This is a genomic window from Candidatus Hydrogenedens sp., assembly GCA_035361075.1.
Lineage (GTDB): Bacteria > Hydrogenedentota > Hydrogenedentia > Hydrogenedentales > Hydrogenedentaceae > Hydrogenedens.
In genome coordinates this window covers 26,500-52,761 of the sequence record DAOSBX010000002.1, presented here as the reverse complement: position 1 = coordinate 52,761, position 26,262 = coordinate 26,500, and the positions used below count along the sequence as shown (strand labels likewise).

22 protein-coding genes and 1 other RNA gene are annotated in these 26,262 nt (G+C 34.1%); 15 read left to right on the top strand and 8 right to left on the bottom strand.

All coding sequences use genetic code 11. The features are described 5' to 3' along the window. Positions 1–33: 33 nt before the first annotated feature. Both PLJ10_00875 and PLJ10_00870 read right to left on the bottom strand, forming a co-directional pair. Entirely contained in the window at positions 34–732 is a 699-nt protein-coding gene (locus PLJ10_00875) for a Crp/Fnr family transcriptional regulator (GenBank protein HOK08195.1), read from the bottom strand. Between the two features lie 65 nt (positions 733–797). After that, on the bottom strand, positions 798–1,388 hold the full coding sequence (locus PLJ10_00870; protein ID HOK08194.1) for a superoxide dismutase: 591 nt from the start codon (positions 1,386–1,388) through the stop codon (positions 798–800). 132 nt (positions 1,389–1,520) lie between these two features. Between PLJ10_00870 and PLJ10_00865 the strand changes: the two genes are divergently transcribed. From PLJ10_00865 to PLJ10_00855, 3 genes are all read left to right on the top strand, one after another. Next, positions 1,521–2,744: a type II secretion system F family protein gene (locus PLJ10_00865; GenBank protein HOK08193.1), complete on the top strand. Its 1,224-nt coding sequence runs from the start codon at positions 1,521–1,523 to the stop codon at positions 2,742–2,744. Between the two features lie 55 nt (positions 2,745–2,799). Next, positions 2,800–3,176: RNase P RNA component class A (rnpB, locus tag PLJ10_00860), an RNA gene on the top strand. Between the two features lie 109 nt (positions 3,177–3,285). Beyond that, the gene (locus PLJ10_00855) at positions 3,286–4,653 is read left to right on the top strand and encodes a TrpB-like pyridoxal phosphate-dependent enzyme (GenBank protein HOK08192.1); all 1,368 of its coding nucleotides are present in this window, start codon (positions 3,286–3,288) and stop codon (positions 4,651–4,653) included. Positions 4,654–4,674: 21 nt separating this feature from the next. On the opposite strand, the gene PLJ10_00850 is transcribed toward PLJ10_00855, so the two are convergent. Continuing rightward, positions 4,675–6,033: an NCS2 family permease gene (locus tag PLJ10_00850; protein ID HOK08191.1), complete on the bottom strand. Its 1,359-nt coding sequence runs from the start codon at positions 6,031–6,033 to the stop codon at positions 4,675–4,677. A gap of 27 nt (positions 6,034–6,060) precedes the next feature. Beyond that, on the bottom strand, positions 6,061–8,016 hold the full coding sequence (locus tag PLJ10_00845) for a hypothetical protein (protein ID HOK08190.1): 1,956 nt from the start codon (positions 8,014–8,016) through the stop codon (positions 6,061–6,063). A 71-nt stretch (positions 8,017–8,087) separates the two neighbouring features. Between PLJ10_00845 and PLJ10_00840 the strand changes: the two genes are divergently transcribed. The 10 genes from PLJ10_00840 to PLJ10_00795 all read left to right on the top strand — a co-directional run bounded on the left by PLJ10_00840 (position 8,088) and on the right by PLJ10_00795 (position 20,336). Continuing rightward, entirely contained in the window at positions 8,088–10,241 is a 2,154-nt protein-coding gene (locus PLJ10_00840) for a hypothetical protein (GenBank protein ID HOK08189.1), read from the top strand. A gap of 99 nt (positions 10,242–10,340) precedes the next feature. After that, on the top strand, positions 10,341–12,761 hold the full coding sequence (locus tag PLJ10_00835; protein ID HOK08188.1) for a Tex-like N-terminal domain-containing protein: 2,421 nt from the start codon (positions 10,341–10,343) through the stop codon (positions 12,759–12,761). Positions 12,762–12,798: 37 nt separating this feature from the next. After that, positions 12,799–13,203 (top strand): TraR/DksA C4-type zinc finger protein, encoded by a 405-nt coding sequence (locus PLJ10_00830; protein HOK08187.1) that lies wholly within the window; start codon positions 12,799–12,801, stop codon positions 13,201–13,203. A 19-nt stretch (positions 13,204–13,222) separates the two neighbouring features. Continuing rightward, on the top strand, positions 13,223–14,065 hold the full coding sequence (gene lgt, locus PLJ10_00825; protein HOK08186.1) for a prolipoprotein diacylglyceryl transferase: 843 nt from the start codon (positions 13,223–13,225) through the stop codon (positions 14,063–14,065). Between the two features lie 86 nt (positions 14,066–14,151). Then, positions 14,152–16,098: a DNA mismatch repair endonuclease MutL gene (gene mutL, locus PLJ10_00820; GenBank protein ID HOK08185.1), complete on the top strand. Its 1,947-nt coding sequence runs from the start codon at positions 14,152–14,154 to the stop codon at positions 16,096–16,098. Next, positions 16,098–17,078: a tRNA (adenosine(37)-N6)-dimethylallyltransferase MiaA gene (gene miaA / locus PLJ10_00815; protein ID HOK08184.1), complete on the top strand. Its 981-nt coding sequence runs from the start codon at positions 16,098–16,100 to the stop codon at positions 17,076–17,078. Before mutL ends, miaA begins: the two co-directional genes overlap by 1 nt. Before the next feature lie 137 nt (positions 17,079–17,215). Then, the gene (locus tag PLJ10_00810) at positions 17,216–17,833 is read left to right on the top strand and encodes a 2-oxoacid:acceptor oxidoreductase family protein (protein ID HOK08183.1); all 618 of its coding nucleotides are present in this window, start codon (positions 17,216–17,218) and stop codon (positions 17,831–17,833) included. 21 nt (positions 17,834–17,854) lie between these two features. Next, positions 17,855–18,151: a 4Fe-4S binding protein gene (locus PLJ10_00805; GenBank protein HOK08182.1), complete on the top strand. Its 297-nt coding sequence runs from the start codon at positions 17,855–17,857 to the stop codon at positions 18,149–18,151. After that, the gene (locus PLJ10_00800) at positions 18,135–19,415 is read left to right on the top strand and encodes a pyruvate ferredoxin oxidoreductase (GenBank protein HOK08181.1); all 1,281 of its coding nucleotides are present in this window, start codon (positions 18,135–18,137) and stop codon (positions 19,413–19,415) included. The genes PLJ10_00805 and PLJ10_00800 overlap by 17 nt, the downstream gene beginning before the upstream one ends. 15 nt (positions 19,416–19,430) lie before the next feature. Then, on the top strand, positions 19,431–20,336 hold the full coding sequence (locus PLJ10_00795) for a thiamine pyrophosphate-dependent enzyme (protein ID HOK08180.1): 906 nt from the start codon (positions 19,431–19,433) through the stop codon (positions 20,334–20,336). A gap of 16 nt (positions 20,337–20,352) precedes the next feature. On the opposite strand, the gene PLJ10_00790 is transcribed toward PLJ10_00795, so the two are convergent. Then, the gene (locus PLJ10_00790) at positions 20,353–21,642 is read right to left on the bottom strand and encodes an anaerobic sulfatase maturase (GenBank protein ID HOK08179.1); all 1,290 of its coding nucleotides are present in this window, start codon (positions 21,640–21,642) and stop codon (positions 20,353–20,355) included. 103 nt (positions 21,643–21,745) lie between these two features. Here PLJ10_00790 and PLJ10_00785 point away from each other — a divergent pair, with 103 nt between their 5' ends. Together PLJ10_00785 and PLJ10_00780 are read left to right on the top strand one after the other, a co-directional pair. After that, positions 21,746–22,174 (top strand): amino acid-binding protein, encoded by a 429-nt coding sequence (locus tag PLJ10_00785; GenBank protein HOK08178.1) that lies wholly within the window; start codon positions 21,746–21,748, stop codon positions 22,172–22,174. Between the two features lie 112 nt (positions 22,175–22,286). Next, positions 22,287–23,519 (top strand): aminotransferase class I/II-fold pyridoxal phosphate-dependent enzyme, encoded by a 1,233-nt coding sequence (locus tag PLJ10_00780; protein HOK08177.1) that lies wholly within the window; start codon positions 22,287–22,289, stop codon positions 23,517–23,519. Positions 23,520–23,526: 7 nt separating this feature from the next. Here the strand turns inward: PLJ10_00780 and PLJ10_00775 are convergent, their stop codons facing one another. The 3 genes from PLJ10_00775 to PLJ10_00765 are packed head-to-tail and all read right to left on the bottom strand — an operon-like array spanning position 23,527 to position 26,148. Continuing rightward, positions 23,527–24,180 carry a DUF3299 domain-containing protein gene (locus PLJ10_00775; protein ID HOK08176.1) on the bottom strand — a complete coding sequence of 218 codons (654 nt, stop codon included), beginning with the start codon at positions 24,178–24,180 and terminating at the stop codon, positions 23,527–23,529. A 16-nt stretch (positions 24,181–24,196) separates the two neighbouring features. After that, the gene (locus PLJ10_00770) at positions 24,197–25,486 is read right to left on the bottom strand and encodes an ABC transporter permease (protein HOK08175.1); all 1,290 of its coding nucleotides are present in this window, start codon (positions 25,484–25,486) and stop codon (positions 24,197–24,199) included. Continuing rightward, complete coding sequence (locus PLJ10_00765; protein ID HOK08174.1) at positions 25,483–26,148, bottom strand: ABC transporter ATP-binding protein; 666 nt, start codon at positions 26,146–26,148, stop codon at positions 25,483–25,485. Before PLJ10_00765 ends, PLJ10_00770 begins: the two co-directional genes overlap by 4 nt. Between the last annotated feature and the right edge of the window lie 114 nt (positions 26,149–26,262).

Here is a 26,262-nt window from a genome sequence, read left to right as displayed (position 1 = left end):
CTAATACTACTCCTCTTCTATCTATCCTAAAGGTTATACGGAAAATTTATTTACCCAATGTTCTAATTCAACAGACTTTTTTATTATTATACTTCCTTTTTGTTTTTGAATATATCCATCTTTTTCTAATATTTGCAAGCATGTGGAAATAGTTTCTCGACGACTACATAACATATTTGCAAGTTCTTGATGGGTTATGATAACTCTTTTATTTGTTGAACCTTCTTTTTTTAATTCGCGAATTATTTTTCGCGCTACTCTTACTAAAATAGGATAGAACAATGTATCCGCTAATAATTCTTCATATTCTTTACATCTTTTCAATAAGATTATTTCATATAACTTTGAAAAATGTGGGTTATGTTGAATTAAATCTTTAAATTCTTTAAGTGGGATGATCCAAACATTAGATTTTATAATTGCCTCTGCGTAATCTTCTCTGTACTTTTTATCGATAATACCTTCTTCTCCAAAGACATCACCAGCAACTGCATGCCTAAATGTAACCGATTTTCCTCTATCCATAACCCTTGTAATTCTTATCTTACCGTTATGAACAATATAAACATTTTGTGTATCGTCTCTTGGAAAATAAATAATTTGGTTTTTATCGTATGTTCGCAATTTAAGAATATTTTTTAATTTTTCCAAAAGACTACCTGAACTATCATGAAAAAACTTGTCTTTTTCTAACAGTTTATCTACATCTTTTATTGTGTCTTTAAATGGCATTCTGGGAGTCTTTGTTCTTTTATGTTATATGATTGATAATTTAACAAATTAAAAAAGTGTTGTATTCATTTAGTTTGTGATTTTTCGTAGTTTTCTTCTATAAATTTCCAATTCATTAAGTTATTCAAAACTTGTTGCACATATTTTGGTCTATCATTTCTGAAATCGATATAGTAAGCATGTTCCCAAACGTCGATTGTAAAGAGTGCTGTTTGATTATGTTTCATTGGTAGGTCGGCATTGCTTGTTTGTAAAATTTTTAATGTGCCAGAATCATTTACAAGCCATGCCCAACCAGAACCAAAAAGCGTAATTGCTGATTGCTGAAGTTTTTCAATCATTTTATCTAACGATTCAAAGTCTTTTTCTATTACTTTTAATAATGCTTTACTCGGTTCAGTTTTTTGTGGATTTAAACAATTCCAATAGAAAGTATGATTCCAAACCTGAGCAGAATTATTGAACACAGCACCTTCAGAGGACATAATTATTTCCTCCAATGTCTTCTCTTCAAGAGGTGTGTTCTCAATAAGTTTGTTTAGATTATTTACATAAGCTTGATGATGCTTCCCATAATGGTAGTTGATTGTTTCTAAACTAATGTACGGCCGTAATGCTGATGGTTCAAATGGTAAATTTGGTAATGTAAATGGCATATTATTTCTCCTACATTTGTTGTTTATTATAATTTTATCTATGAATATTGTATAATTAATAGTATTGTAAATTGAAATTGATATTTTTTATATTATAATAGATATAAATTAAAAATTGATGAGGAGAAATATATGCCAGTTTATAGTTATACAGCAAGAGATAGCAAAGGTGCGAAACAAAGAGGGACAATAACAGCACCTAATAAACAACAAGCAATACAACAATTACAACTAAAAGGTTTAACTTTTGATAAATTAGTGGAAGAAGAAAAAAAAGTATTTGGCTTTTCATTAGGTAGTGCAACAACAAGAAAAGTTAAGACAGCTGACCTTTTAGTTTTTACTCGACAGTTATCTACTATTGTAAATGCAGGATTACCCTTGCTTCAAGGGCTTGATATTTTAGCTGACCAAACAGAAGACCCTAATTTTGCATCTATTATTGATGCTATTGCACAGGAAGTAGAATCAGGCGAGACCTTTTCGAATGCGTTGAGAAAATATCCTAAAGCTTTTCCTGATTTATATGTAAGTATGGTGCGAGCAGGTGAGGCAGGAGGTGATTTAGATGGTGTTCTGATGCAGTTGGCTGATTACTTAGAAGCATCGGAAGAGTTAAGGAGAAGAATCCGTTCTGCAATGACATATCCAGTTGTTGCATTCAGTATGATTATCCTTATTGCTTCAGGTCTAATCATTTTTGTGGTTCCTCGGTTTGCAGAAATTTTTGGTAGTTTTGGTAAGAAACTACCTGCACCTACACAATTCTTAATAAATCTAAGTAATGTTTTAAGAACTGTATATGCATGGCTAATTATTTTCGGCTCTATAATTGGTATTGTTATGTTTCTCCGCATTTACGGTTCAACAGAGATTGGGAGATACAATCTTGACCAAATCAAACTAAGATTACCTATCTTTGGTGACCTAATAAGGAAAGTTTCTATTAGTCGATTTACAAAGACATTAAGTACTTTAATTAAAAGTGGAGTTCCAATCCTACAAGCCCTTGAAATTGTTGAAAGGACATCAGGTAATGAAGTATTTGCCCGTGCTGTCCGCCAATCGTCTGATAGTGTCAGAAATGGAGAAGCATTGTCAGAACCTTTAGGTCGTTCAGGGGTGTTTCCACCTATGGTAACACGAATGATAGCTGTCGGTGAAAAAACAGGTGAATTAGAGGCAATGTTAATGAAAATCTCAGATTTTTATGATTCGGAAGTAAAAGCAAAAGTAGATGGTTTAACAAGTTTAATAGAACCTATGCTAATAGGAATTATGGGTATTGTTGTTGGATCAATAATCGTGGCTTTATTTATGCCGATTCTTCAACTTTCATCTTTGGTTCAACAGTAAGTATAAAAATAGTTTTTATTCGTTTTAATTTTTAGATAACAGTTTAATATTTCTGAGAGTAATCCGGGTGGTCGCGGCAGGTATATTCTGTCGAGGAAAGTCCGGACTCCATAGGGCACGGTGCTTCGTAACACGAAGGCGGGGTGACCCGACGGAAAGTGGCACAGAAAATACACAGCCTAAGTAGTTATCGTAAAGATAATTACTGGTAAAGGTGAAAAGGTGCGGTAAGAGCGCACCAGCGTCATGGTGACATGGCGGCTTGCTAAACCCCACCGGGAGCAATTCCAAATAGGGGAACAATAGCGTGTGCCCGCGCTGTTCCCGGGTAGGAAGCTTGAGATATAGGGTGACCTATATCCCAGAGGAATGGCCACCTCAAAGGTTGAATAAACCTTTAGACAGAATCCGGCTTATAGGATTACTCTCAGAAATTTTTATTTTTAAAATTAGATTTTTAATAAACTTTTTATGTATTATTCCAATAAAATGTCTTTTGATTTAAAATTAAATTAAACTAAACTCTATAAGGGATTTTTTTATGGACAGTTACTACTATAACATTCTATTAGACCCTGTTAAACTTCCTGATGCTTGGTATAATATAAATCCAGATATGCCTTCTCCTCTTCCACCTCCCCTTCATCCAGCAACTCATCAACCTATTAACCCAAGCGATTTAGAAGCCATTTTTCCTAAAATGCTTATTGAACAGGAGGTATCAAGTGAACAATTTATTTCGATCCCTGGTGAAATTATGGATATTTATCGTTTATGGAGGCCTACACCTCTTCGCCGAGCATATCGTTTAGAAAAGGCATTAGGCACCCCTGCTAAGATTTTTTACAAAAATGAAAGTGTAAGTCCATCGGGTAGTCATAAGTTGAACACAGCAGTTGCACAAGCATATTACAACAAAAAGGAAGGTATTTCAGGTCTTACCACAGAAACAGGTGCAGGGCAATGGGGAACTGCTCTTTCAATCGCATGTAGCATGTTTGACATGTCGTGTATGGTTTACATGGTAAAAATAAGTTTTATTCAAAAGCCTTATCGTAGAACGTTGATGCAAAGTTATGGAGCAAAAGTAATTGCAAGTCCAAGTGACACAACTCATTTTGGCAAAGAAATACTTAGCCAATACCCAGATAACACAGGTAGTTTGGGTATTGCCATTTCTGAGGCAATTGAGGTTGCGGTTAATAGCAATGGAAAAATGAAGTATACCCTCGGTAGTGTATTAAACCATGTTTTATTACATCAAACAATTATTGGAGAAGAAGCGAAGATTCAGATGGATAGCGTTGGGGAATACCCGGATATTGTAATAGGATGCGTAGGTGGCGGTTCTAATTTTGCTGGACTTGCATTTCCATTTGTCCACGATGTTTTAAAGAAGGGCAAAAAAATTGAATTTTTAGCGGTGGAGCCAGCAGCATGTCCTACAATGACACGAGGACTTTATGCGTATGACTTTGGTGATACTGCGGGAATGACTCCGTTATTAATGCAGTATACATTAGGACATAATTTTATGCCTCCTGGAATTCATGCGGGTGGATTGAGGTATCATGGTATCGCATCCCAATTAGCCCACCTTATCCGTCACAATATTGTAAAACCAGTGGCAGTATTACAAAATCCTGTTTTTGAAGCAAATCTTCTTTTTGCAAAATGTGAAGGGATATTACCTGCACCTGAAAGTGGGCATGCTATTCGTGTGGCTATTGATGAAGCATTGAAATGTAAGGAAACAGGTGAAGCAAAAACAATACTATTTAATTTGAGTGGACACGGTCATTTTGACATGACAGCGTACGAAGCATACTTGAATAATGACCTTCCTGATTATGAATTAGGTGACGACATATTAAAGAAAGGGTTTGAAAGTATTCCTAATCTACAATGAAGATTTATAATCTTCAATGATTTAAACTAATAGTGCATATCGGATTAAAAATCCGATTGCGATGGGATACATCCAAGGGTTTATTTCACGGTGTTTTCCGAGGATGATTTTTACAAATACATAAGATATACATCCCATACTAATACCCTCTGTGATACCGTAACCAAAACCCATAAATATTATTGTTAAGAATGCCGGGAAACCTTCTGAGATATCTTCCCACATTATTCGTCTAATAGTGCTCATCATCATAAATCCTATAACAATTAATGCAGGTGCTACAGCTGGATACATGCTAATATGAGAATCTTGTACCCCTAATTGTTGATAATAACTTGGACCCACATTGTAACCGAGAATACATAGTAGGGGTACAAGTGGAATTGTAAGTAAAAAACAGATACCAGTGATTATTGATGCTAAACCAGTTCGTGCACCAGCAGATACACCAGCTGCACTCTCAACATAACTTGTAACTGTAGATGTGCCACATAAAGCCCCTATGCATGTACTAATTGCATCTGCGAGGAAAGCCCCTCCTGCTCGGGGTAATTTACCTTCCTTCATAAATCCTGCTGTATTACTTACACCTACCAATGTACCCACAGTATCAAATAAATCAAGGAAAAAGAATATCAGTATCGCAGGTATGGCATCTCTCCATCTTTCGATTAATGGATAAAAGTCGAGTTTAAAAAAAGTTGAAAATGAAAATGTCATTTGGGGTTGACTATAAGGGATAATTCCTAATGCGATATATAAGACTGAAGAAAGAAATATCCCAACTAAAATAGCACCGCTAAATTTTATTCCTTGAAGAAAAAGGATAATTAAAACAGATAAAATAGAAATCAATGGTATGGTATTTGTGATGTGTCCAACAGATACCATAGTCCCTTGATTAAGAATAATTAGCCCTGCCCATTGGAGTCCTACAAAAGTTATTAAAAGGCCTATTGCTGAAGGTATTGCATTTTTCAAACAATCAGGAAAAATCTCTATTATTCTTTCCCGAAACTTAAATAGTGAAAGGAAAACAAAGAGAAGTCCTGATATAAACACTATTGTAAGAGATGATTGCCATGAAAAACCCATACCCAAACAAAGAGTAAATGTAAACAGGAAATTTTCCCCCATACCTGGAGCTAATGCGAAAGGATAGTTTGAAAGAAATGCCATTAAAAAACATGCTATTGCAGATGATATACAGGTAGCGAGTAAAACAGAACCGTATTCCATACCTGCAATAGATAGGATGGATGGCTGGACAAAAATTATATAACTCATTGTACAAAAGGTCGTAACTCCACCAACGATTTCTTTTTTTGTTGTGGTGTTATTGTTATAAAGTTTGAAAATTCTATTTAAGTATTGTTCCACTTTATTTTCCTTTACCTTTAATTTTGTTTATTCTTTTTTATCTTCCCTTTCTTCCATTTTACTAATTAAATTGGAAATTGTGATAACAAATAATTCATCATTCTTTTCCCAATTTCTTTCTCTCGTGTCAAATACCAAAATAATTTTTACAAACGTTGAGTTATCTCCCTTGTTTATTGGAACAAACATTATTGATTCTGCATTTAATATTTTAGACCATGCTTGAGAGCGATAATCTTGGGATGCGGAACGTATAGAGATACATTCTAACCATTCGAGTTGTTCTATTAGATATTTACAATCATCATAATTACATGGGACAACAGAAATAGAAGGGCATAAATACTCGGGGATAATAGTACCATTTTTGTCTATTTTCCAAATACCTACGCCTGTAATAGATAATGTTCGAAGTAAAATATCTAATACATTTTTTATTTTTTCATCGGGTGATGTTTCTATTTGGGATACAATTCTTAACACATCTTTTATTGCAAGAAGTTGCCCTTCTATTCTCATACGCTCTTTATTTTGTAATTCTAATCTTTGCTGATAATATTGATTTACTAATTCAATATGACGTTGTAAACGAATATTTTCTCTATATAAACTTTGAACTGATTCAATTGCAATTCCTCCTCTTCCCTCATTTGAAAATATCAATATGTCTTTTCTTTGTTTTTCCTCTAAAGATTGTAAGGCAAATTCATTTTGTTCCCCTTTATACATAGAAGTTTCTGGAGATTTATTTTCCTCATAAGTTTCTGCCCATGTTTTCCAGAAATACAAAATGGCATGGATTTTATTCATTAAGTTATTAAATTCAAATATTTTAAATCTAATTGCTGGTTTTTCATTGGTAATATTTGGATTCTCTAACCATTCTGATATTATGGTTAATGGTTTATTTATCATCTTATTTGCAACTATAGTTAATATAAAAAATACAAAAACACATAACAAAATAACCATCCAAATATTTAAATCCAAAATAGGATTAAATGACATTTTGGGGTAAGGGATAGAAAATATAAATAACATTGGGTAATCATAAAGAATCCTAAAATCTTTTGCTATTACTATGTTATTTTGCTCTGTCAGAGAATAAATTCCTTTTTCTTCTTTTCTTGCTTGAACTATGTCTTTTATTTCTTGTGGAAGATTGTTAAACATAGAAAATTGTGATATTTCTCGATTAGAGATGTTTTCCATCCCTAATTTACAAAGAACTGTGTTATCTTTAATGATGTATGTATGGATATAAAAATCTCTATAGATGTCAGTAACTGTATTTTGCAACCACGACCATTCCATTTCTAAAGAAACTACAGAAAATGGTGCATCTTCATATCCAACTGCCAATGCGATAAAAGAACGGTATGCATTTCCATTTTCGTTCACCTCTGGTTTTGTAATCCATATTTTTGGTACACCTTTCCTGTTCTTATTATGTTGTTGCAGACACAATGAAACTGCTTCTTTATACCACTCTGTGTTTGTCATAGATTGTTCAGCAGACACTTCTTCACTTACCTCTTCCAACATTTGCATGCCATCTTCTGTCCATTCTGCTTTTTTTCGAACAAATCCTTTTTCACCTGAGGTTTGTGATATTGTTTGCCATCCAGATGTTGTATTTATGATTTGATATTCATATTTATTTGGTAGAACTACTTCTATTTTTTTTATAAATTTATTTTTATTTAATATAGGAATAAAAAAAAGGTTAAGTAATACTCTATCTGTTGTGGTTAAACTCTTTTTTTCAAGTGTCGACTGTATCATTTCGATAATAGAACAAATTGTATCATTCGCTTTATTAACATAAACCTCTGTCATTTTATAATTACTTGTAACATATATATCTATGTTTTCTTTATGTAGTATTTTTATGTCACTTTGCCACTTCTCAAAAAAGGCAATAATAACCACCAACAACTGGATCAATAAGATTATAAATACAAGTGTTCTAATACGAATCATAAAATTTGTTTTTTCCTTTTTAGTTCATAATCATATATATTAAATAAAAATTTATATAAAAAGGAAAATTTATGTTAATCTTTTTATGTTTTACATCTTTTCTATTAACTCAACACGATGTAATAAATCCAAATTCACAAACAAATAAATATTATGATTTTCGGACATGTTTTCAGACTTCACAAAGTTTTAATCCAATGACTGATATTGGTTCTGATGTGGCTATTGTATATGGAACATCAGAGAATTTAGGAGAGAGAATAGAAAGTTGGAAACATGAAGGTTATCGAGTTGCATATATGACAGGCATTTCATGGGGAAATTACGGAAGTTACTATCTCACAGACCAGGGGCTTAAAAAAGAGGAGATACAAACAGATAAAACAGGTAAGATATGGATGCATGGGAATAGCAAAACGGTAGGTTATAATGTTCCAACAGATAATTATGTAGAATATATAAAACAGGTATTGGTTCCACCACTCAATTACAAAGTTGAAAGCATTTATCTTGAGGAACCCGAGTTTTGGGCAGTTACAGGATGGAGTGATGCATTTAAAAATCTTTGGGAAAAACATTATGGTGAACCATGGAAACCACCAAATGAATCTATTGATACTCAATACAAAGCAAGTCTTCTCAAATACAAACTTTATTCTAATGCTCTAACTGAGGTTTTCCAATTTGCAAAACGTTATTCAAAAGAACATAACTTCGATTTAGGTTGTTACGTTCCAACACATTCGTTAATCAATTATGCACAATGGAGAATTGTTAGTCCAGAATCTATGCTAACCAGTATGGATAATTGTGATGGAATTATTGCACAGGTCTGGACAGGCACTGCCAGAACAAGACATTATTATCAAGGAGTATCGAAAGAGAGAACTTTTGAAACGGCATATTTGGAATATGCACAAATGGTCGGCATGGTATTACCTGCTAAGAAACATCTAATTTTCCTTGCAGACCCTATTGAGGATAATCCAAATTACGACTGGGATGATTACCGTTTTAATTATGAAAGTACTGTTTTAGCCTCATTATTCTTTCCAGAAGTATCTACATTTGAGGTTATGCCATGGCCTGAGAGAATATTTATGGGAAAATATTCCAAATCTAAGGAAGACAAAGAAACAAAAATAAATATTATTCCTGAATATGGTTCCGAATTATTGGCAGTTATTACTGCATTAAATGACATGAAACAATCAGATATTGAGTGGGTTTCCAAGAATTATCCTATTGGCGTAATGGTATCTGACACATTAATGTTCCAACGAGCCGAGCCTAATCCGAGCAATCCTCAATTGAATAACTTTTTTGGAATTACAACCCCATTAATAAAAAACGGTATTCCTGTAAAAATTGTTCAAATGGAACACCTAATTACATATAATCCTCTTGAAGATATAAAATTACTCATCTTAACCTATGAAGGACAAAAACCATTAAATAAAGAATACCATAGTAAAATAAAGGATTGGATATACAACGGTGGTGGTTTACTTATTATAGATGATAAATCTGACCCCTATAATGATTTAAATATGTGGTGGAAATCTGAAGGATTTCAGTCACCTATTGACCATCTAATAAAAATATGTGGAATTGATAATGAAACGATGAAAAAACCTATAACTATAGGAAAGGGATATTTATGGTGGATTCGTGAAAGTCCAACACTGTTAAGTCGTGAAAAAAGTGGATGTGAAATAATACTTAATTGGGTTAAGGATATGGCAAGTCTCTTAAATATGGAGATAGAATATAAAAACTATATGCATTTAAGACGGGGTCTATATCATATATGCTCTGTTCAAGACGAATCTTTAATAACATCTTCATACACTGTCAATGGCACGTTTATTAATCTTTTTAATCCAGCCTTAAGAGTAGAAAAAGATATTACTTTATCTCCGAACCAAAGGGCACTTTTATATGACCTAAACTATGCTCTAAAAAGACTTCAACGACCTGATATATTACTGTCCGCAGGACGCATACGAGAGAAAATCATTAACAAGGATTCCATTCGTTTTACCATAAGAGGGGCGAAAAACATTCCTGGAAAAGTCCTTATTTATTCTGACAAAGTCCCTACATCGATAAAGACAAAGGAGCCTTTGGAGTTTGAAAGCCGTTATGATGAAGAAAATAAGATTGTTTACCTCAATTTTATACATCAAGGAAGTGATATTTGTTTTGAGATTTATATGTCATGATTGGTAGGATATATATCTTATTTTGAAATATTTCTTTAACTTTTAACCTAAAAAATTAAAGAATTAGATAATAAAATTTTTTAAGAGGTGTAAGAGGATATGTTAACACAGGAACAAATTCAAAGATTTACTGAACGAATTAATTTTAACAGAGAAAAAATTGAGTCCTTAATAAACCTTATAAATCAAGGGTATCACCTTGAGTATATTTATCATTACCGTAGAGACGAAATCGGTATTGATAATTGGAACTTTCTCGTTCACATTGTAGATAAGTACAAAAAATTTGTTGACCTTGAAAATAAAAAGGCAGTAACAATAAGCCAACTACAAAAAAATGGCTTTCTAACAGACGAGTTGAAGTCGCTTATAGACAAAACAGCAGATTCTGCTCTTCTTGATGATTTATTACTACCATTAAAGAAGAAAAGTAAAGGTCGTTCACAAAAGCCTATACAGCAAGGCTTACAAGAACTCGCCGATTTTATATGGCAACAATTACCTATAACTCAACCCCTTGAAGTAACTGCAGAGTCGTTTGTTAACCCTTCTAAAATGGTAAGTACTCCAGAAGAAGCCCTTTTAGGTGCAATTACGATTCTATCAGAACGTATTGAACAAGATTACCAAGCGAGGAAAATAATTAAGGACCTTTTCTGGAAAAAAGGCATTTTAGTATCAACATCTACCAAAACTGCACAAAATCAAAAGACCCAGTTTGAACAATTCTATAACCATTCGGAACCTATACGTAAAATAAGTTCTGTAAGATTCCTTCAAATACTCAGGGGCATGAGGTTAGGATTCTTAAAACTTAGTATTGAGATTGATGAAAATGAGGCAATTGAAGAATTACTCAAAGTGTATGTTAAAGAAAGAGGAAGTATTTTTGAACCTTATATTCAATTAAGTGTACAGGATGCGTATCGAAAACAGTTAAAAACCGTATGTGAAAATCGTGTATTTATGGAGTTAAAAGAGGATATCGAGCATCAGTTTGTCAATGAAATGCGTGATGATTTGAAAAATATATTGATGTTTCCTCCTGCCAATTTAGAGGTTATGCTTTCATTAGTTCCTGGCATTGAAGAAGAATGGGCAGTTTGTGTTGTTGATAAAGATGGGCATCTATTAGAAGGTGTTCATATTTTCCCAATGCCTCCACGGAATGAAGTTGAACAAGCCAAAGAGATTATTCGTAATTTTATAGACCGCTATAGAATACGTCATATTGTTATCGGTAATGGTGCTGGTGTTGATGATGCATTCCAGTTTGTTGGAGAATTAACCTCCCATTACACAAATCCGAGAGTCCGCTTTGTTACATATGAACAACGATATGCTCGTAGTTTCGCACGTTCTAAATTTGGCGAATCAGAGTTTCCAAATTACAGTGAGAAAATACGGGAAGCCTATTATCTTGCAAGATATTTCAATTCACCACTAAAAGAGTTGATTAGACTTCCTTATGCAAACCTTCCAGAAGGAATACTTCATAAAGAAATTAATGAAAGACGTTTCAATTCTGTTACAAACCAGGTCATAGACCATTGCATGAACATGATTGGTGTTGACCTAAATCAGGCAGATGTTAACGAATTAAAACATATAGCAGGAATTAGAGCAGAGATAGCCCAAAATATAATTGAATCACGAAATTCAAAGGGGGGATTTAAGAATCGAAAAGAACTTCTCGATGTCAACGGAATAAATGAACATACTTATAATCAATGTGCAGGTTTCCTATATATTAAAGATGGAGATAATCCATTGGACAAAACACGTATTCATCCCCAGTGGTATGAAGCGATAGAGACATGTGCCAAAGAGTTAAATATAGAGATACCGAATCTGTTTCGTTCTTTTAAAAATCTTAAAGCCTTGGTCAAACTTTTAGAAGAAAAGAAAGTATTAGGGAAACATGCCATCAAAATTATTATGAAAGAACTTAAAAGCCCAGGGCATGACCCCAGAGGTAATTTTGTATTTCCAAGATATATGGAGGGTATATATAAGGTATCTGATTTGAAGGTTGGTATGCAGACAGAGGGAATTATAAAAAAGACATTGAGTAACATTGTTGTTGTGGATATCGGAATTCAAATTGATGCTGTTATACATTTACGAAACAATCCATCTATTAATCGTGTTGTCAAACGAAAACTTTTTTCCAAACGCATTGGCGATTTCCTAAAAGTAAATATAGAATCGATTGACTTTGATAATCATAAAGTAAATTTAATCCCTTATTTTCCAGAACGGCCTGAAAAGAAGAAAGAATTTTCAAAAGAAAGAGGGAAAAAAGAATCAATTGAAGGACAACCTATATCAGATACATCACAAAAATATAGTTCGGAAACGGATAAACAAAGAAGTGAAAAATTCCGTAAGCCATCTAAACCACCAAGAACAGATAGTGAACGAGATGTAAAGAAAACAACTCCATCACGTGAAGACCAACTCGTAAATACCCAATTAGCAGAACAATTGGCTGCATTAAAAAATAAATTACAGTCATAACTATTATTTCAAAATTATAGAAAAGGAGAATCTATTCATGAAAAAAAAGGCTACTATAAATAAAGAAATTTCCAAAAAAGATTATAAATATTTTGAATCTTTATTAGTAGAAGAAAGAAAGAAAATAATCGGAAACCTTATGAATTTAGACACCTCAAATTTAGCAGAGCATAATTCTGGAATAGGTGAAGATATATCTGACTATGCAGAAACAGGGACAGATGCTTTTGATATTCAAGTCGCTTTATCTTTAGCAAGTGAGGAATCCCAAATTATTCAGGAAATTGATGAGGCGATAGAACGAATAAAGAGTGGTTCATTTGGAATTTGTGAAATGTGTAAGAAACCAATTCCGCGAAAGAGATTAGAAGCTATCCCACATGCAAGATATTGCATTCAATGTCAAAGTGAGTATGAAAAACAACAGGACACAACATACTAATCTATGAAATATAAAACCTATGTATCCTACAATTTTAGAAATTGGATGGTTTAAAATCCATAGTTATGGGCTGTTTATTGCAATTGCATTTTTACTTTCCTTATATCTCACACAGAGAGATGCACAAAAACGAGGGATAAATCCTGAAGTTGTTCAGAATGAGGCAATATTTACACTTTTAGCTGGAATATTGGGTTCACGTTTTTTTCATATCCTTATGTTCCCATATGAATATTCATGGACTGACCCCATAGGCTGGATTGCAATCTGGCAAGGTGGACTTGTATTTCAAGGGGCATTGCCTTTTGCTTTTGCATATGTTGTTTGGGCAATGCGACGACGCAAAATATCATTTCTTCTCATCTCAGATTGTGCAGTACCTTATTTAGCTTTAGGTCAGGGTATCGGTAGAATTGGTTGTTTTTTTAACGGTTGCTGTTATGGTAAACCTTCGAATCTTCCCTGTGCTATTTCTTTTCCAAATGGGTCTCCTGTATTTCAGTCTTACCCAGGAAATAATGGTTGGTCATTACCTGTACATCCAACTCAATTATATGCATTTTTTGGACTTGTTTTTTTATGTTTACTGTTGATTTATCTTCGCGAAGCATGGAATCCATTTACAGGATTTACAATCCCCGTATATTTTTTCCTACACGGACTTATGCGTTTTATAAATGAATTCTTTCGAGGAGACCATAACCCAACAGAATTAGGGCTTGGGATTTTTAGTGACCAACAAGTATTTTGTTTTTTTGAAATATTATTAGGTGTTATTCTCTTTTGGGGTATTAGAACCTACCACAAAATTCAACAAACGTCTGCGGTAACAACTTCACAAAAACAAAAAAAGAAGAAATAATATTTTCATTTATCGTTTTTTTTGTAAAATATAACTAAGTTATTTTAATCCCGTTTCATATTTTTTTATTAAAGGTTCAGTAATTTATGGAAGAACCTAAAATACGAATATTGCCTGAGGACATTACTAACAAAATTGCCGCTGGTGAAGTTGTAGAACGGCCTGCATCGGTAGTAAAAGAGTTGGTCGAAAATAGTATTGACGCAAAAGCAAAAAGGATTGTAGTTCGTTTAACAGCCTCTGGTCTGCGTTTAATTGAGGTTATAGATGATGGTATTGGGATGTCGGAACAAAACGCTTTGCTCGCTATTGAACGTCATGCAACAAGCAAGATAAAAACTGAAAAGGATCTTGAAAGAATATCAACCTTTGGATTCCGAGGCGAAGCACTTAGCAGTATTTCTGCTGTGTCACAATTTGCTCTTATCACAAGGAGGGCACAGGACGAAACTGGAACTCAAATTGTTATTCATGGGGGTATCTTAAAATCAGTTTCTTCTGTTGGATGTCCTGTTGGTACTAAAATTACAGTAAATCGTCTCTTTTTTAATACTCCCGTAAGATTAAAATTTTTAAAAGGATTTACTACAGAGTTAAGTCATTGCATTGATGTCATTCAAAAATATGCATTAGCACATAAAAATATTGGTTTTAAACTAATCCATAATGAAAAGGTTCTCTTTGATATTCCGCCAGAATTAGATGTTCAAAACAGACTTTCAATTTTTTGGGGAAATAGCACATTGACGGAAATGATTCCGATAAAACCAGAAGTACAAAATGTTTCGGTTAGCGATGATGAAAATATTCAAGTCTCAGTTTCTGGATTCATTGGTCTTCCTTCTCTAACAAGGTCTCATCGTTCTCATCAGTTATTTTTTGTAAATCAAAGACCTGTTTATAATCGAATGTTACAATATAGTTTAGAAGAGGCATATAGGGGTTTACTTATGGTAGGTAGATACCCAGTAGCTATTCTCTTCTTTACAATACCTCCATCATTTGTCGATGTTAATATCCATCCTACAAAAAAAGAAGTAAAATTTAGAGAAGAAAGAGTAATATCAAAACTAATTACATCAATTTTACGAACAAATTTATCTAATATCAGTGCAGTAAGGTCAGAACAAAAAACAGATAAATACGATTACAAACAGATACATAGCGATAAATATTTAGATAATATCGAAAAAGAACAAATAGATATTAATACGCCTTTATTTGAACAGATAAATATTAAAAAAGAGATTGAACAAACATCAACAAAAATATCTTTCATGTCAACTACCGATAAAGAACCTGATACCTTAAGAAAACAACATCTTGATGTACCCGAAAAATCAGGAAGTTCATCCACAACAAAGGAATCTTCTTCACTTCCAATAGAGACTGGGATAGAGGATAAAAAGAATGAACAACTTTATCCTTACCCCTTATTTACACATTACCAGCCTGGCGAAGAAGTTCCACTACAGATTTTTGATTCTTATCTTGTTCTACCAGAAGAGGAACGACTTCTCATAATAGACCAACATGCACTTCATGAACGATTAAACTTTGAACAATTAAAGTATGAACTACAAGATAAAAATCTCGCTTTACAAAGACTTGCCATACCTATCATTATAGAAGTTCCTACCAACTATACAAAAGTATTTGAAGAAAACCTAGGAATTTTTGAAAAAATCGGTATCGAGGCTGAGTTGTTTGGTGACAATGCTTTCCAAATATCTGCAATTTGTTATTTATATGATGAAGAGAAGATAAAGGATGTAATTTTTTCTATTTTAGAAGAACTTGTTCAAGGAGACTTGTTTGAGAGTGAAAACTATTTTGAATCCTTACTGAGTATAGCTACGAAGGCATGTAAAAAATCCATTAAAGCGGGTGATAAATTAGAGCCTATGGAGCGAGTTGCATTAATTCAGGGATTTAAATCTTTAAAACCACCCTATACCTGCCCACATGGGAGACCTATTTTGATTGAGTTAACAATCCAACAAATGGAAAAAAGTTTTCGGAGAAGGACCTGATGGATGCTATTGCTATTGTGGGTCCTACAGCATCAGGTAAAACAGACTTTGCTGTAAGATTAGCGGAAAAATTAAATACTGAAATAATATCTGCCGACTCTATGCAATTCTATAAAGGGATGGAAATAGGAACCGCTGTTCCCCCGATAGAAATCCGAAATAAAATTCCACATCACTTTATTGCCTTTGTTCCTCCTAATTATGAAATGAATGCTGGTATTTTTCAACAACTGGCTCGGAAAGAAATTATTAGATTGAAAGGAGAAGGTAAAATCCCTATATTAGTAGGGGGATCGGGTCTTTATTTATCTGCACTAATTGATGGTTTATTTGAAGGACCTGGTCGCTCTGAGAAGATACGAAAAAAAATTAGAGAAGAATTATTATACAAAGGAGCTGAGGCATTATTTAATAAATTAAAAGGGGTAGACCCTACTTATGCAACAAGATTAACCAGTCCCAATGACATTGTTCGAGTTATTCGTGCTTTAGAGGTTTACGAACTTACGGGCATCCCTTTTTCAGAGTGGCATAGGAAACATTTTGAAAAGGCTAAACCATTATACGTTTTGCAACTTGCTATCCAGTGGGAAAGGGAATTGTTATATGAGAGGATTAATCATCGGGTTGAAAAAATGATAAAAGAGGGTTGGATTCAAGAAGTTGAACAATTACTCAATGAAGGATATGAACATGATATATATCGATTGAAAGCTTTGGGTTATCGTGAGATTGTTAATTATTTAAAAGGAGAACAAAACTTAAAAGAAGCTATTGAACATACCAAACAACATCATCGCAGATATGCTAAAAAGCAATTAACATGGTTTCGTGCTGATAAAAGAATAGTATGGTATCAGATGAACAAGACACTAAAAGAAGAAGATTTACTTAATTGGGCAGTACAACAAGTAGACCAATTTTATAACAATAATTCATTTTATAAAGAGCAACCCTGTTTTCTATTTCGACATTATTAATTTCATTTAGTTATTACGTTCATTAGGGACTATAACTCGATGGTCTTTTTGCAAACACATTATGATTAATGTTAAATTCTTTATTTAAATAATTTTGATATAAACTTAATATAGTAATAAGAAATAGGTTTTATTTAATGGTTGAAAAAAAAGACGTTATTGATTTTTTTCGGAATTATAATAGTGATAATCTAATACAGATTCGTTGGCATGGTAGGGGTGGTCAAGGGGCAGTTACAGCGGCAAAAATACTTGCTGTTGCGGGTTATCTTGCTGGTTATAAAGGTGTTACATCAGCACCGTTTTTTGGGGCAGAACGAAGGGGTGCTCCTGTTATTGCGACTACAAAACTAAGTGAACACACTATCCATGATTTTAGTCAAATAACAAATCCTGATATTGTTGTCGTTTTAGATAATACTTTACTTAAATCAATTAATGTTACACAGGGACTTAAAGAAAAGGGGTGGTTAATATTAAATACACCTTTTTTTGAAGAAAAAAGTAATTTTGCAAATTATAATATTGTTATGGTTAATGCAACCAAGATTGCCGAAGAAATAGGCTTGGTCTACGCTGGTATTCCTTTAGTCAATACTCCCATTTTAGGGGCGGTTTTACATGCATTGCCGAAAATAGATATGTCAAATATACACAGTGCTTTGGAGCAATTTTTTTCTTCCAGAGCGGTTGCAAAGAATTTTGATGCCATTTCTAATGTTTTTAAACAATGTAACGTTGAAAAGATAGTATAAAATAAAAGGAGTTGTTCAATTATGAGAACACGTGATTGTGGACATATCATCTCGGGTTCATCTCCTGCCAAAGGTGAAGCAGGCACAACAGGAGAGTGGAGAACCCAACATCCAGTATTAAATAGGGATAGATGCCTTGCAGTAAAAGCAAACAAAGAAATATGTTTTCAATGTTGGGCTTTTTGTCCTGAAGGTGCAATAGAACGAAAACCAGGAGGACCTATTGACCTCACATATTGTAAAGGTTGTGGTATATGTGCCCAAATTTGTCCTGCAGATGCTATACAGATGGAAACTGAATATGAGCATAACAAATGAAGTAAAAGAAACAACAAAACGAAAAAGTACCAATCCCGAATCGTATCCCCCGGGCATACATGTATTAACAGGGAACCAATCTGTGGCAATAGGAGCATTTCTATCGGGTGTCCAGGTAATTGCCGCATATCCAATCACACCGCAATCACCAGTTGTTGAGGAATTAGCAAAGTTTGTTGAACAAGGTGAATTAGAAGCCGAATTCGTTCCCGTTGAAAGTGAACATAGTGCTATGGGGGTGTGTATTGGTGCATCCATTGCAGGTGCACGTGTTTTTACTGCAACCAGTGCTAATGGACTTGCCTATATGTGTGAACAGCTTCATTGGGCTTCTGGTTCCCGTTTACCAATTGTTATGGCTTGTGTAAATAGAGCTATGGCGGCTCCATGGAGTGTATTAAATGACCAACAAGATTCCATGTCACAAAGGGATGCAGGCTGGATACAATTATTTTGCAAGAATAATCAAGAAATTATTGATACTGTTATTCAGGCTTTCCGTATTGCAGAAAAGGTATATTTACCCGTAATGGTATGCTATGATGGATATATCCTATCTCACACAGTTATGCCGTTAGAAGTTCCTGATGGAACAAAAGTAAAGAAATTTTTACCCCCTTATGTACCTCATACTCCCATCGATTTAGAAAAACCCGTGAATATCAACCCTGTCACTTTAGCAGAACCAAGAGTTAATGCTGATGGGGTGTTATGTCATGGTTATATGGAACATAAGTATTTGCATCATAAAGCATTGCGGGATAGTTTAGATGTTATTGAGGAAGTAGATATAGAATATGAGAAGGAGTTTGGACGTAGCGCAGGAAGATTATTTACAACTTATAAAATAGAAGATGCTGAACTTGCTATAGTCTGTGCGGGAAGTATTGGCGAACTGAGCATGCTTGCAGTCGATATGTTAAGAGAAATTAATATCCCTGCTGGTCTTTTAATACTTAGAGCATATAGACCTTTCCCTAATAAAAAACTAACACCTTTGTTGAGCAACAGGAAACTTATCGTTACCATTGACAAAAGTTTAAGTTATGGTTATCAAGGACCTATTTGTGTGGATTTGAAGTCTGCACTTTATGAATCTGGAACTCTGACCAAAGTTATCAGTTTTATTGCTGGATTAGGTGGTCGTGATGTAAAACCTTATGAAATTGCTGAAACTATGTACGATTGCTGGAATAAATGTATATCGGATAAGATAACTCCAGACATGCTATATGAATCTCAATGGATAAATTGTAAATATTAAAGGAAGTAAATATATATGACGACAATACTCGAAATACCTTCAGAAGAATATATGCTACCTGGAAACCGTTCATGTGCAGGTTGTGGGTTAGGAATTGGATTAAGATATATTCTGAAAGCACTGGACGGAAAGTGTGTTATGGTTGTTCCTGCGTCCTGTTTGACAGTATTAGGAGGCATGTATCCAGTATCTTCTATACGAGTCCCGTGGATAAATTCGGTATTTCCAGGTACAGCAGCAATGGCATCTGGTGTTGTTTCTGCGTTAAAAGTTCTAAAAAAAGAAGATATTACTGTTCTGGCAATGGCAGGAGATGGTGGAACTGTTGATATAGGAATTCAGGCGCTAAGTGGTGCAGCAGAACGAAATGCTAATTTTCTATTTATTTGTTATGATAATGAGGCATATATGAATACTGGCACTCAACGTTCTGGTGCAACGCCCAAAGGAGTAAAAACAACTACAACACCTGTGCAAGGGAAGATACACACTCCTAAGGATATGGGTAAAGTTATGGAAGCACATAATATTCCTTACGTGGCTACCGCTTGCGTGTCTTACCCAACAGACTTATATGATAAGGTTAAGAAAGCAAGGGATATTGAGGGTTTACGCTATATTCATCTTTGCGTTCCCTGTCCTTCAGGTTGGCAATATGACCCGAAAGATACCGTTACAATTGGTCAACTTGCAGTTGAAACAGGTGCTGTCGTTCTATACGAAATTGAACATGGTGTTTTTAGACTTACAGGGAGAAGTCGAAGATTAGCAAAAGGAGGCAAATTAAAACCAATAACTGAGTACTTGGAAACCCAAAATAGATTCTCTCATATTACTTCTGAAGTATATGAGGAACTCCAAGAACATGTCAATAATCGATGGAATGAACTTGTTTCTAAAGATAAATCCTTAAATGAATGAATAATTCCTTTTAATTTTAATTAATACTCCCGCAACATTTCTTATATTTTTTACCACTTCCACATGGACATGGTACGTTAGGGTCTGTGTCTACGTTTTTATACATATTTTGTTTCCGTTTGATTTCATCCATAACATTCGCAGGAGGCAATCCATTTCTCAATTGTTGTGCCATAAATTTCATATATTGTTCAGTATGTTGAAAAAACATGAAATAACCATGACATAGATAATTCTGTTTTTGTTGTTCATTCTGAATGCTTACAAAACGATGCTTAATGCATCCACCATTACAAGCGAAAAGGTACTTACAGGACTTACATTTATTCGTCAGTAATAGCTTCTTCTTCCCAAATTCCTTTTGAAAATTAGAATTGACGATTTCTACAAGCGATTTTTCATTTATATTTCCCAAATAATATTCAGGGTAAACAAAATGGTCACATGAATATAAAGAGCCATCTGCTTCTAAGATCATCGCATTCCCACATTGTTTGCTGTGAACACACAACGGAGGTTCTAATCCCATCCACCCAGCAAGTGTCATATCAAATAATTGAACAAAAATAGTACCTACATCATTTTTTATCCATTCATCAAAAATAGAATTTAGGAAATACCCCCATTGTTCTGGTAATAATGTCCATTCAGTAATTTCAGCATCTTCATCATCAGGACAGACCAGTTCAAGTCCATCAGAACGGCTTTTTCCTCTCCTTTCTATAATAGGAATAAACTGCATGAATTGACTACCAATATATTTGAGAAAATGATAAATCTCCTTACCCTTCATCCAATTATGGCGATGTACACATGTTAATGTATTAAATTCTACCCCTTTTTCTTTTAGTAATTGGACAGATTTGTAAACTTTTTCGAAGGTTCCCTCTCCCCTATTATTAGTTCTAAATTTATCGTGAATCGACTTAGGACCATCAATAGAAATACCAACTAAAAAACCATTTTCTCTTAAAAAATCTGCCCATTCCTCATTTAACAATATCCCATTTGTTTGTAATGTATTCAATATTTGTTTTGACTTTTTATATTTTTTTTGAAGGTTCAAAACTTTTTCAAAAAAATCTATTCCGGCTAACGTTGGTTCACCTCCTTGCCATCCGAAAACAATTTCATTTGCTGGGTTAGCTGTGATGTATTCTCTAACATATGTTTCTAATACTTCATCAGACATTATTTTATAGTTATTTAATACTTTTTTCTTTTCGTAATAAAAGCAATATTTGCACATTAAATTACATGATGGGCCCACAGGTTTTGCCATTATATGAAACGGTTTTTCATTCATATCATAAAAAAAATCAAATTTTAAGGTTTTAAGTTGTAAATTGCATTAATCTAATGTTACTTTATTATAAGTTATATAACTATTCAACAGAAAGGTATTGATTATGGGTTATGAAATAAAAAAAGTGGATGTATGGTCAGCAGAGATACCTGACCAGCCAGGAGGTTTACGTTCTGCACTTGTTCCTCTTGTTGAACTTGGAGCCAATTTAGACTTTTTACTTGCTCGTCGAACGACCAAAGGCAAAGGTGTCGTTTTCCTAAGTCCATTGGAAGGTGCTCAGTTAATAAAAAAAGCGAAGTCATTTGGTTTTTCTAAAAATAAGGAAATTTCAGCATTAAAAATAATTGGTCCAGACAAAGCGGGTCTTGGATTAGCAATCTTAAATGAACTTGGTTCAGCAGGTATTAATATCAGGGGAATTTCCGCCTCTGCTATTAGCAAAAATTGTGTAATATGGCTTGCTTTTGACAACACAAAAGATAGTGCAAAAGCATTGAGGATTTTGAAGAAAATACTTGCAACCAAGTAATATTTGTATTTAAAGATTATCATCTCTTTTTATTATGAGAGGGCTTTTGTTTTAAAATAAATATTCATTTTCTTTCATAACGTTAACATTATTCTTTGGAGTAGCATTTCTTATGAAGAAAATAAAACAAACATTATCTCAAAAGGCATCTTCTTTTTTATTAAAAGATAGTGGCATCTCTACACAGGCAGTTCATGCCGGTGAAGACCGTAGTAGATATGCCGATTCTGTTACAACACCTATAGTCCAAACCAGCACGTATGTATTTAAAAATTCAAAGGAAATTGAGGATTATACAAAACATGGAAAGGCACGTTTTGAGTATGGCAGATATGGCAACCCCACTGAATTAGTGGCTGAACGGAGATTGGCAGCACTTGAAGGGGCAGAGGATTGTATTGTTTTTGGGTCAGGAATGAGTGCAATCACTACTACCATTCTCGCTTTGGTTCATAGTAATGACCATATTGTAATCACCGATGATGCCTATAAAAAAACACTTGAATTTTGTAGTTCTTATTTACAACGGTTTGGAGTTGAATGTACTATTGTACCTTTTGGTGATTACGATGCATTAGATAAAGCTGTGAAAACGAACACTAAATTTATTTTCTCAGAATCACCAACCAATCCCTATTTAAATATTTTTGACCTTGAAAAATTATATGCTATTGCGAAGAAGCATCGAGTATTAACTCTAATTGATTCAACATTTAGCACCCCATACAATCAAAAGCCACTCGAATTTGGGGTAGATTTGGTTCTTCATAGCTGTACAAAATATTTAGGTGGTCATAATGATATTTTAGCTGGTGCTGTTTTAGGAAGAAGTGAATTAGTGGAAGAAGTTAGAAGACTTCATAAAGCAATGGGGGGGGTTATTGACCCACACTGCTGTTATCTCCTTTTAAGGGGTTTGAAAACATTTCCTCTACGAATAGAAAGACAAAACCAAACTGCTATGGCAATTGCTCGCTTTTTAGAGAAGCATCCACAAATAAAGAAGGTTTATTATCCTGGTTTAGAAAGCCACCCACATCATCATATTGCCAAAGCACAAATGAAAGGCTTTGGTGGCGTTGTTACGTTCGACATTAAAGGGAACTTGAATACTGCCAAAAAATTTCTTGATTCCTTGCAGTTGTGCTATATTGCCCCAAGCTTAGGAGGTGTTGAAACATTAATCACTCATCCTGCACTTGTGAGTTATTATGACTATTCACGCAAAGAAAGATATTCTTTAGGTATAACAGATACATTATTCCGTTTAGCAGTTGGAATTGAAGAACCAGAAGACCTCATAAAGGATATAGACCAGGCACTTAAAAAAAGTGTTAAAAAATAACATCCCTTTATTTCTGTTCTTCATTTGATTTGTTATTTGTAGGGGCTGGGGATTCAACACCTTCGAGAAGTTGTTCTTGAGGTGCAGGTTGAACATGCATCATGTGTTGTGGAGCAACTGTTTTTCTTGTAAGTGACCCGCCTTCTCTTGCTGGACCAATTTGGGCATCTGAAATTATGTAAAAGAATTTAACTCCTTTTCCTTTCTGCAAGTTCAATATACCATTAATCAAAACGGGTTCTTTGTAAAGGTCCGTAGTTTCATTTTCAGCCATCTGTACAATAATTACATCTCTCATTGGTGGTGCTTGGCAAAAGTAACATTCAATTGGTAAGGGAAGTAATAAAAATTCTTTCATTTTACGAAATTGATTTAAAGGCACCATAAAACCAACTATATGTATCCTTTGCTTATCATAAGGTATAAGACTCTCGTCAAATGTTGGACCTGTTCTCATATTCCCTTTTGTTTTCTGAAGTATTTTCCAGGATAGAATTTCAATACCCTTATTTTTTCTATCTTTTTCTACTGCTAATCTATATTTTTCCATTTGCCCTGCCAGACTGCTTCGGTAGAAAAAATTATTTAGTAGAGCAACAGTAGAAATAATAAAAATAACACCTACAAATATTGTGAGGTCTCTTTTTGCTCTTAATCTCATTGATAAATACTTATTCTTAAAGTTCCATTAAGTCTCTTGCTATATTCCGTTTATATGCTTGCCACGCAGGAATAATTCCTGCAAGTAAGCCAACAATCGCAACGGTTGCAAAAGAGGTTATATGTTCTGCTGTTATTATAAATGACGAAACAGACAAGCCATATTTTTGTGTCAGATAATAACCAATTACTTGTGATATTATACCGCCTAAGATATATCCTGTCGCAATTCCTAAGGTTGTAACCCAAAATGCCTCGATAAGAACGGAACCAAAAATTTCTATACGTGATGCACCTAATGCTCTCATGATAGCTAAATCTCTTCTTCTCTGGATAATTGCAAGATAAAGACCTATCATTATTGATAAAGCTGAAATAACAACCACCAAATACCCTATTGCCAAAAGTACTGTTTTGGCAGTCCCTAAAAATTGTTCAAATAGTTTTGATATTTCCTCAACAGGGGTTGCAGCCATAGCCACAGTAGATTCCCGAATCATCTCACGATACTGAAAACGAAGTGCAGGACTCTGTAATTGAACCAAAATTGCAGTTATCATAGAATGAGGGTCTTTCCCCCATTCCTCATAGCGAATATCACCCTCTTCCTTTTCCTCCTGTTCTTTATGGTCATCATTATGTTCAGCATGAATATTCCATACCGAATCCACTGATGTAAAAATTGCCCTATCAAAAGGCGAGTTTGAATTTTCAAATATACCTACAACTTCGTATGGATGTTGTTCATGTGCATGCCCACCAAGAACCTCAGGCAATTTCATAAAACCATGACTACTTACAAAAGTATCCCCAACCTTTAATCCTGTTTCTTTTGCCACTAATGCACCAAGAACCGCTTCAAACGGCTCCTTAAATACTCTCCCCTCTTTTATCTTAAAAGGATGCCTTTCTTCTCCTGTAATTGGACTAATCCATCGATGTTCAAATAGGGATACATCTGTTCCAACTATTCTAAATCCTTCAAAATTATCGCCAAGTGCTATGGGATAAGCTGATTGGACATATTCAGAGTCATTTTTAACTTGTTCATAAACAGACCACGGAATATTCCCCGTAGGGTTATCCATAAAGTATACACTACTCAAAACAAGCTGTAATGGGCTTCCTTTTGCACCAACGACCAAATCAAAAGCCTGACCTTCTTCTTCAAATCTTTTCCTTGTTTCCTCTCTTAGAGTTAATACCGAACTAATTAATGCCACAGCAAGAGCAACGGATAGTATTGTTAAGCATGTTGTAAACTTTCTGTTCCACAAATATCCCCATGCAATACTCCATAGTGTCATATATTTTCTTCCTCATGAACTAAATTTGAACAATCATAGATTTGTGGTAATTGGTCCGCAATGCTTTTATCATGTGTTACTAAAAGCAGAGTAACCCCTTGCTCTTCACAGAGTTCTAATAATAATTGCATAACACTATGGGCTGTTTTAGGGTCAAGACTCCCTGTTGGCTCATCAGCCACAATAATTTTCTGTTTATTTGCGACCGCCCTGGCAATAGCTACTCTTTGCTGTTCTCCCACACTAAGTTCTGATGGTTTATTATATAGTCTGTTCCCTAAGCCTACTCGTTTTAAGAGTTTCTTTGCCTGCTCTTTCCACATCGATTCAGGAATTGTATCACTAAAACGCATACCAAGTAATACATTTTGAAATGCTGAAAACGGTGGTAGCAAATTAAATGTTTGAAAGATAAACCCTATATTCTCACCTCTAAAATGGTCTAATTTTGCTTCGGATAGTGCTGTGATTTCAATACCATTTACAACTATTTTTCCTCGTTCTGGTTTTAATAATCCTGAAATTAAATTTAACAATGTGCTTTTACCACAACCACTGGGACCCCATAAAGCTATCTTTGATTTTGGTGGAGCATAAAAGTTTTCACAATAAAATTTAGTTTTAGGACCCAATTTTAAAAAACAATCTTCAACACGAACCATAACTATTTTTACCTAATTATTCGTTAACATATAAAACGAAATGATACAACGTTGGTAATACAAATTATTACTTTATATCATTTAATCTATTTATGTTTCAAATCATGATAAAAT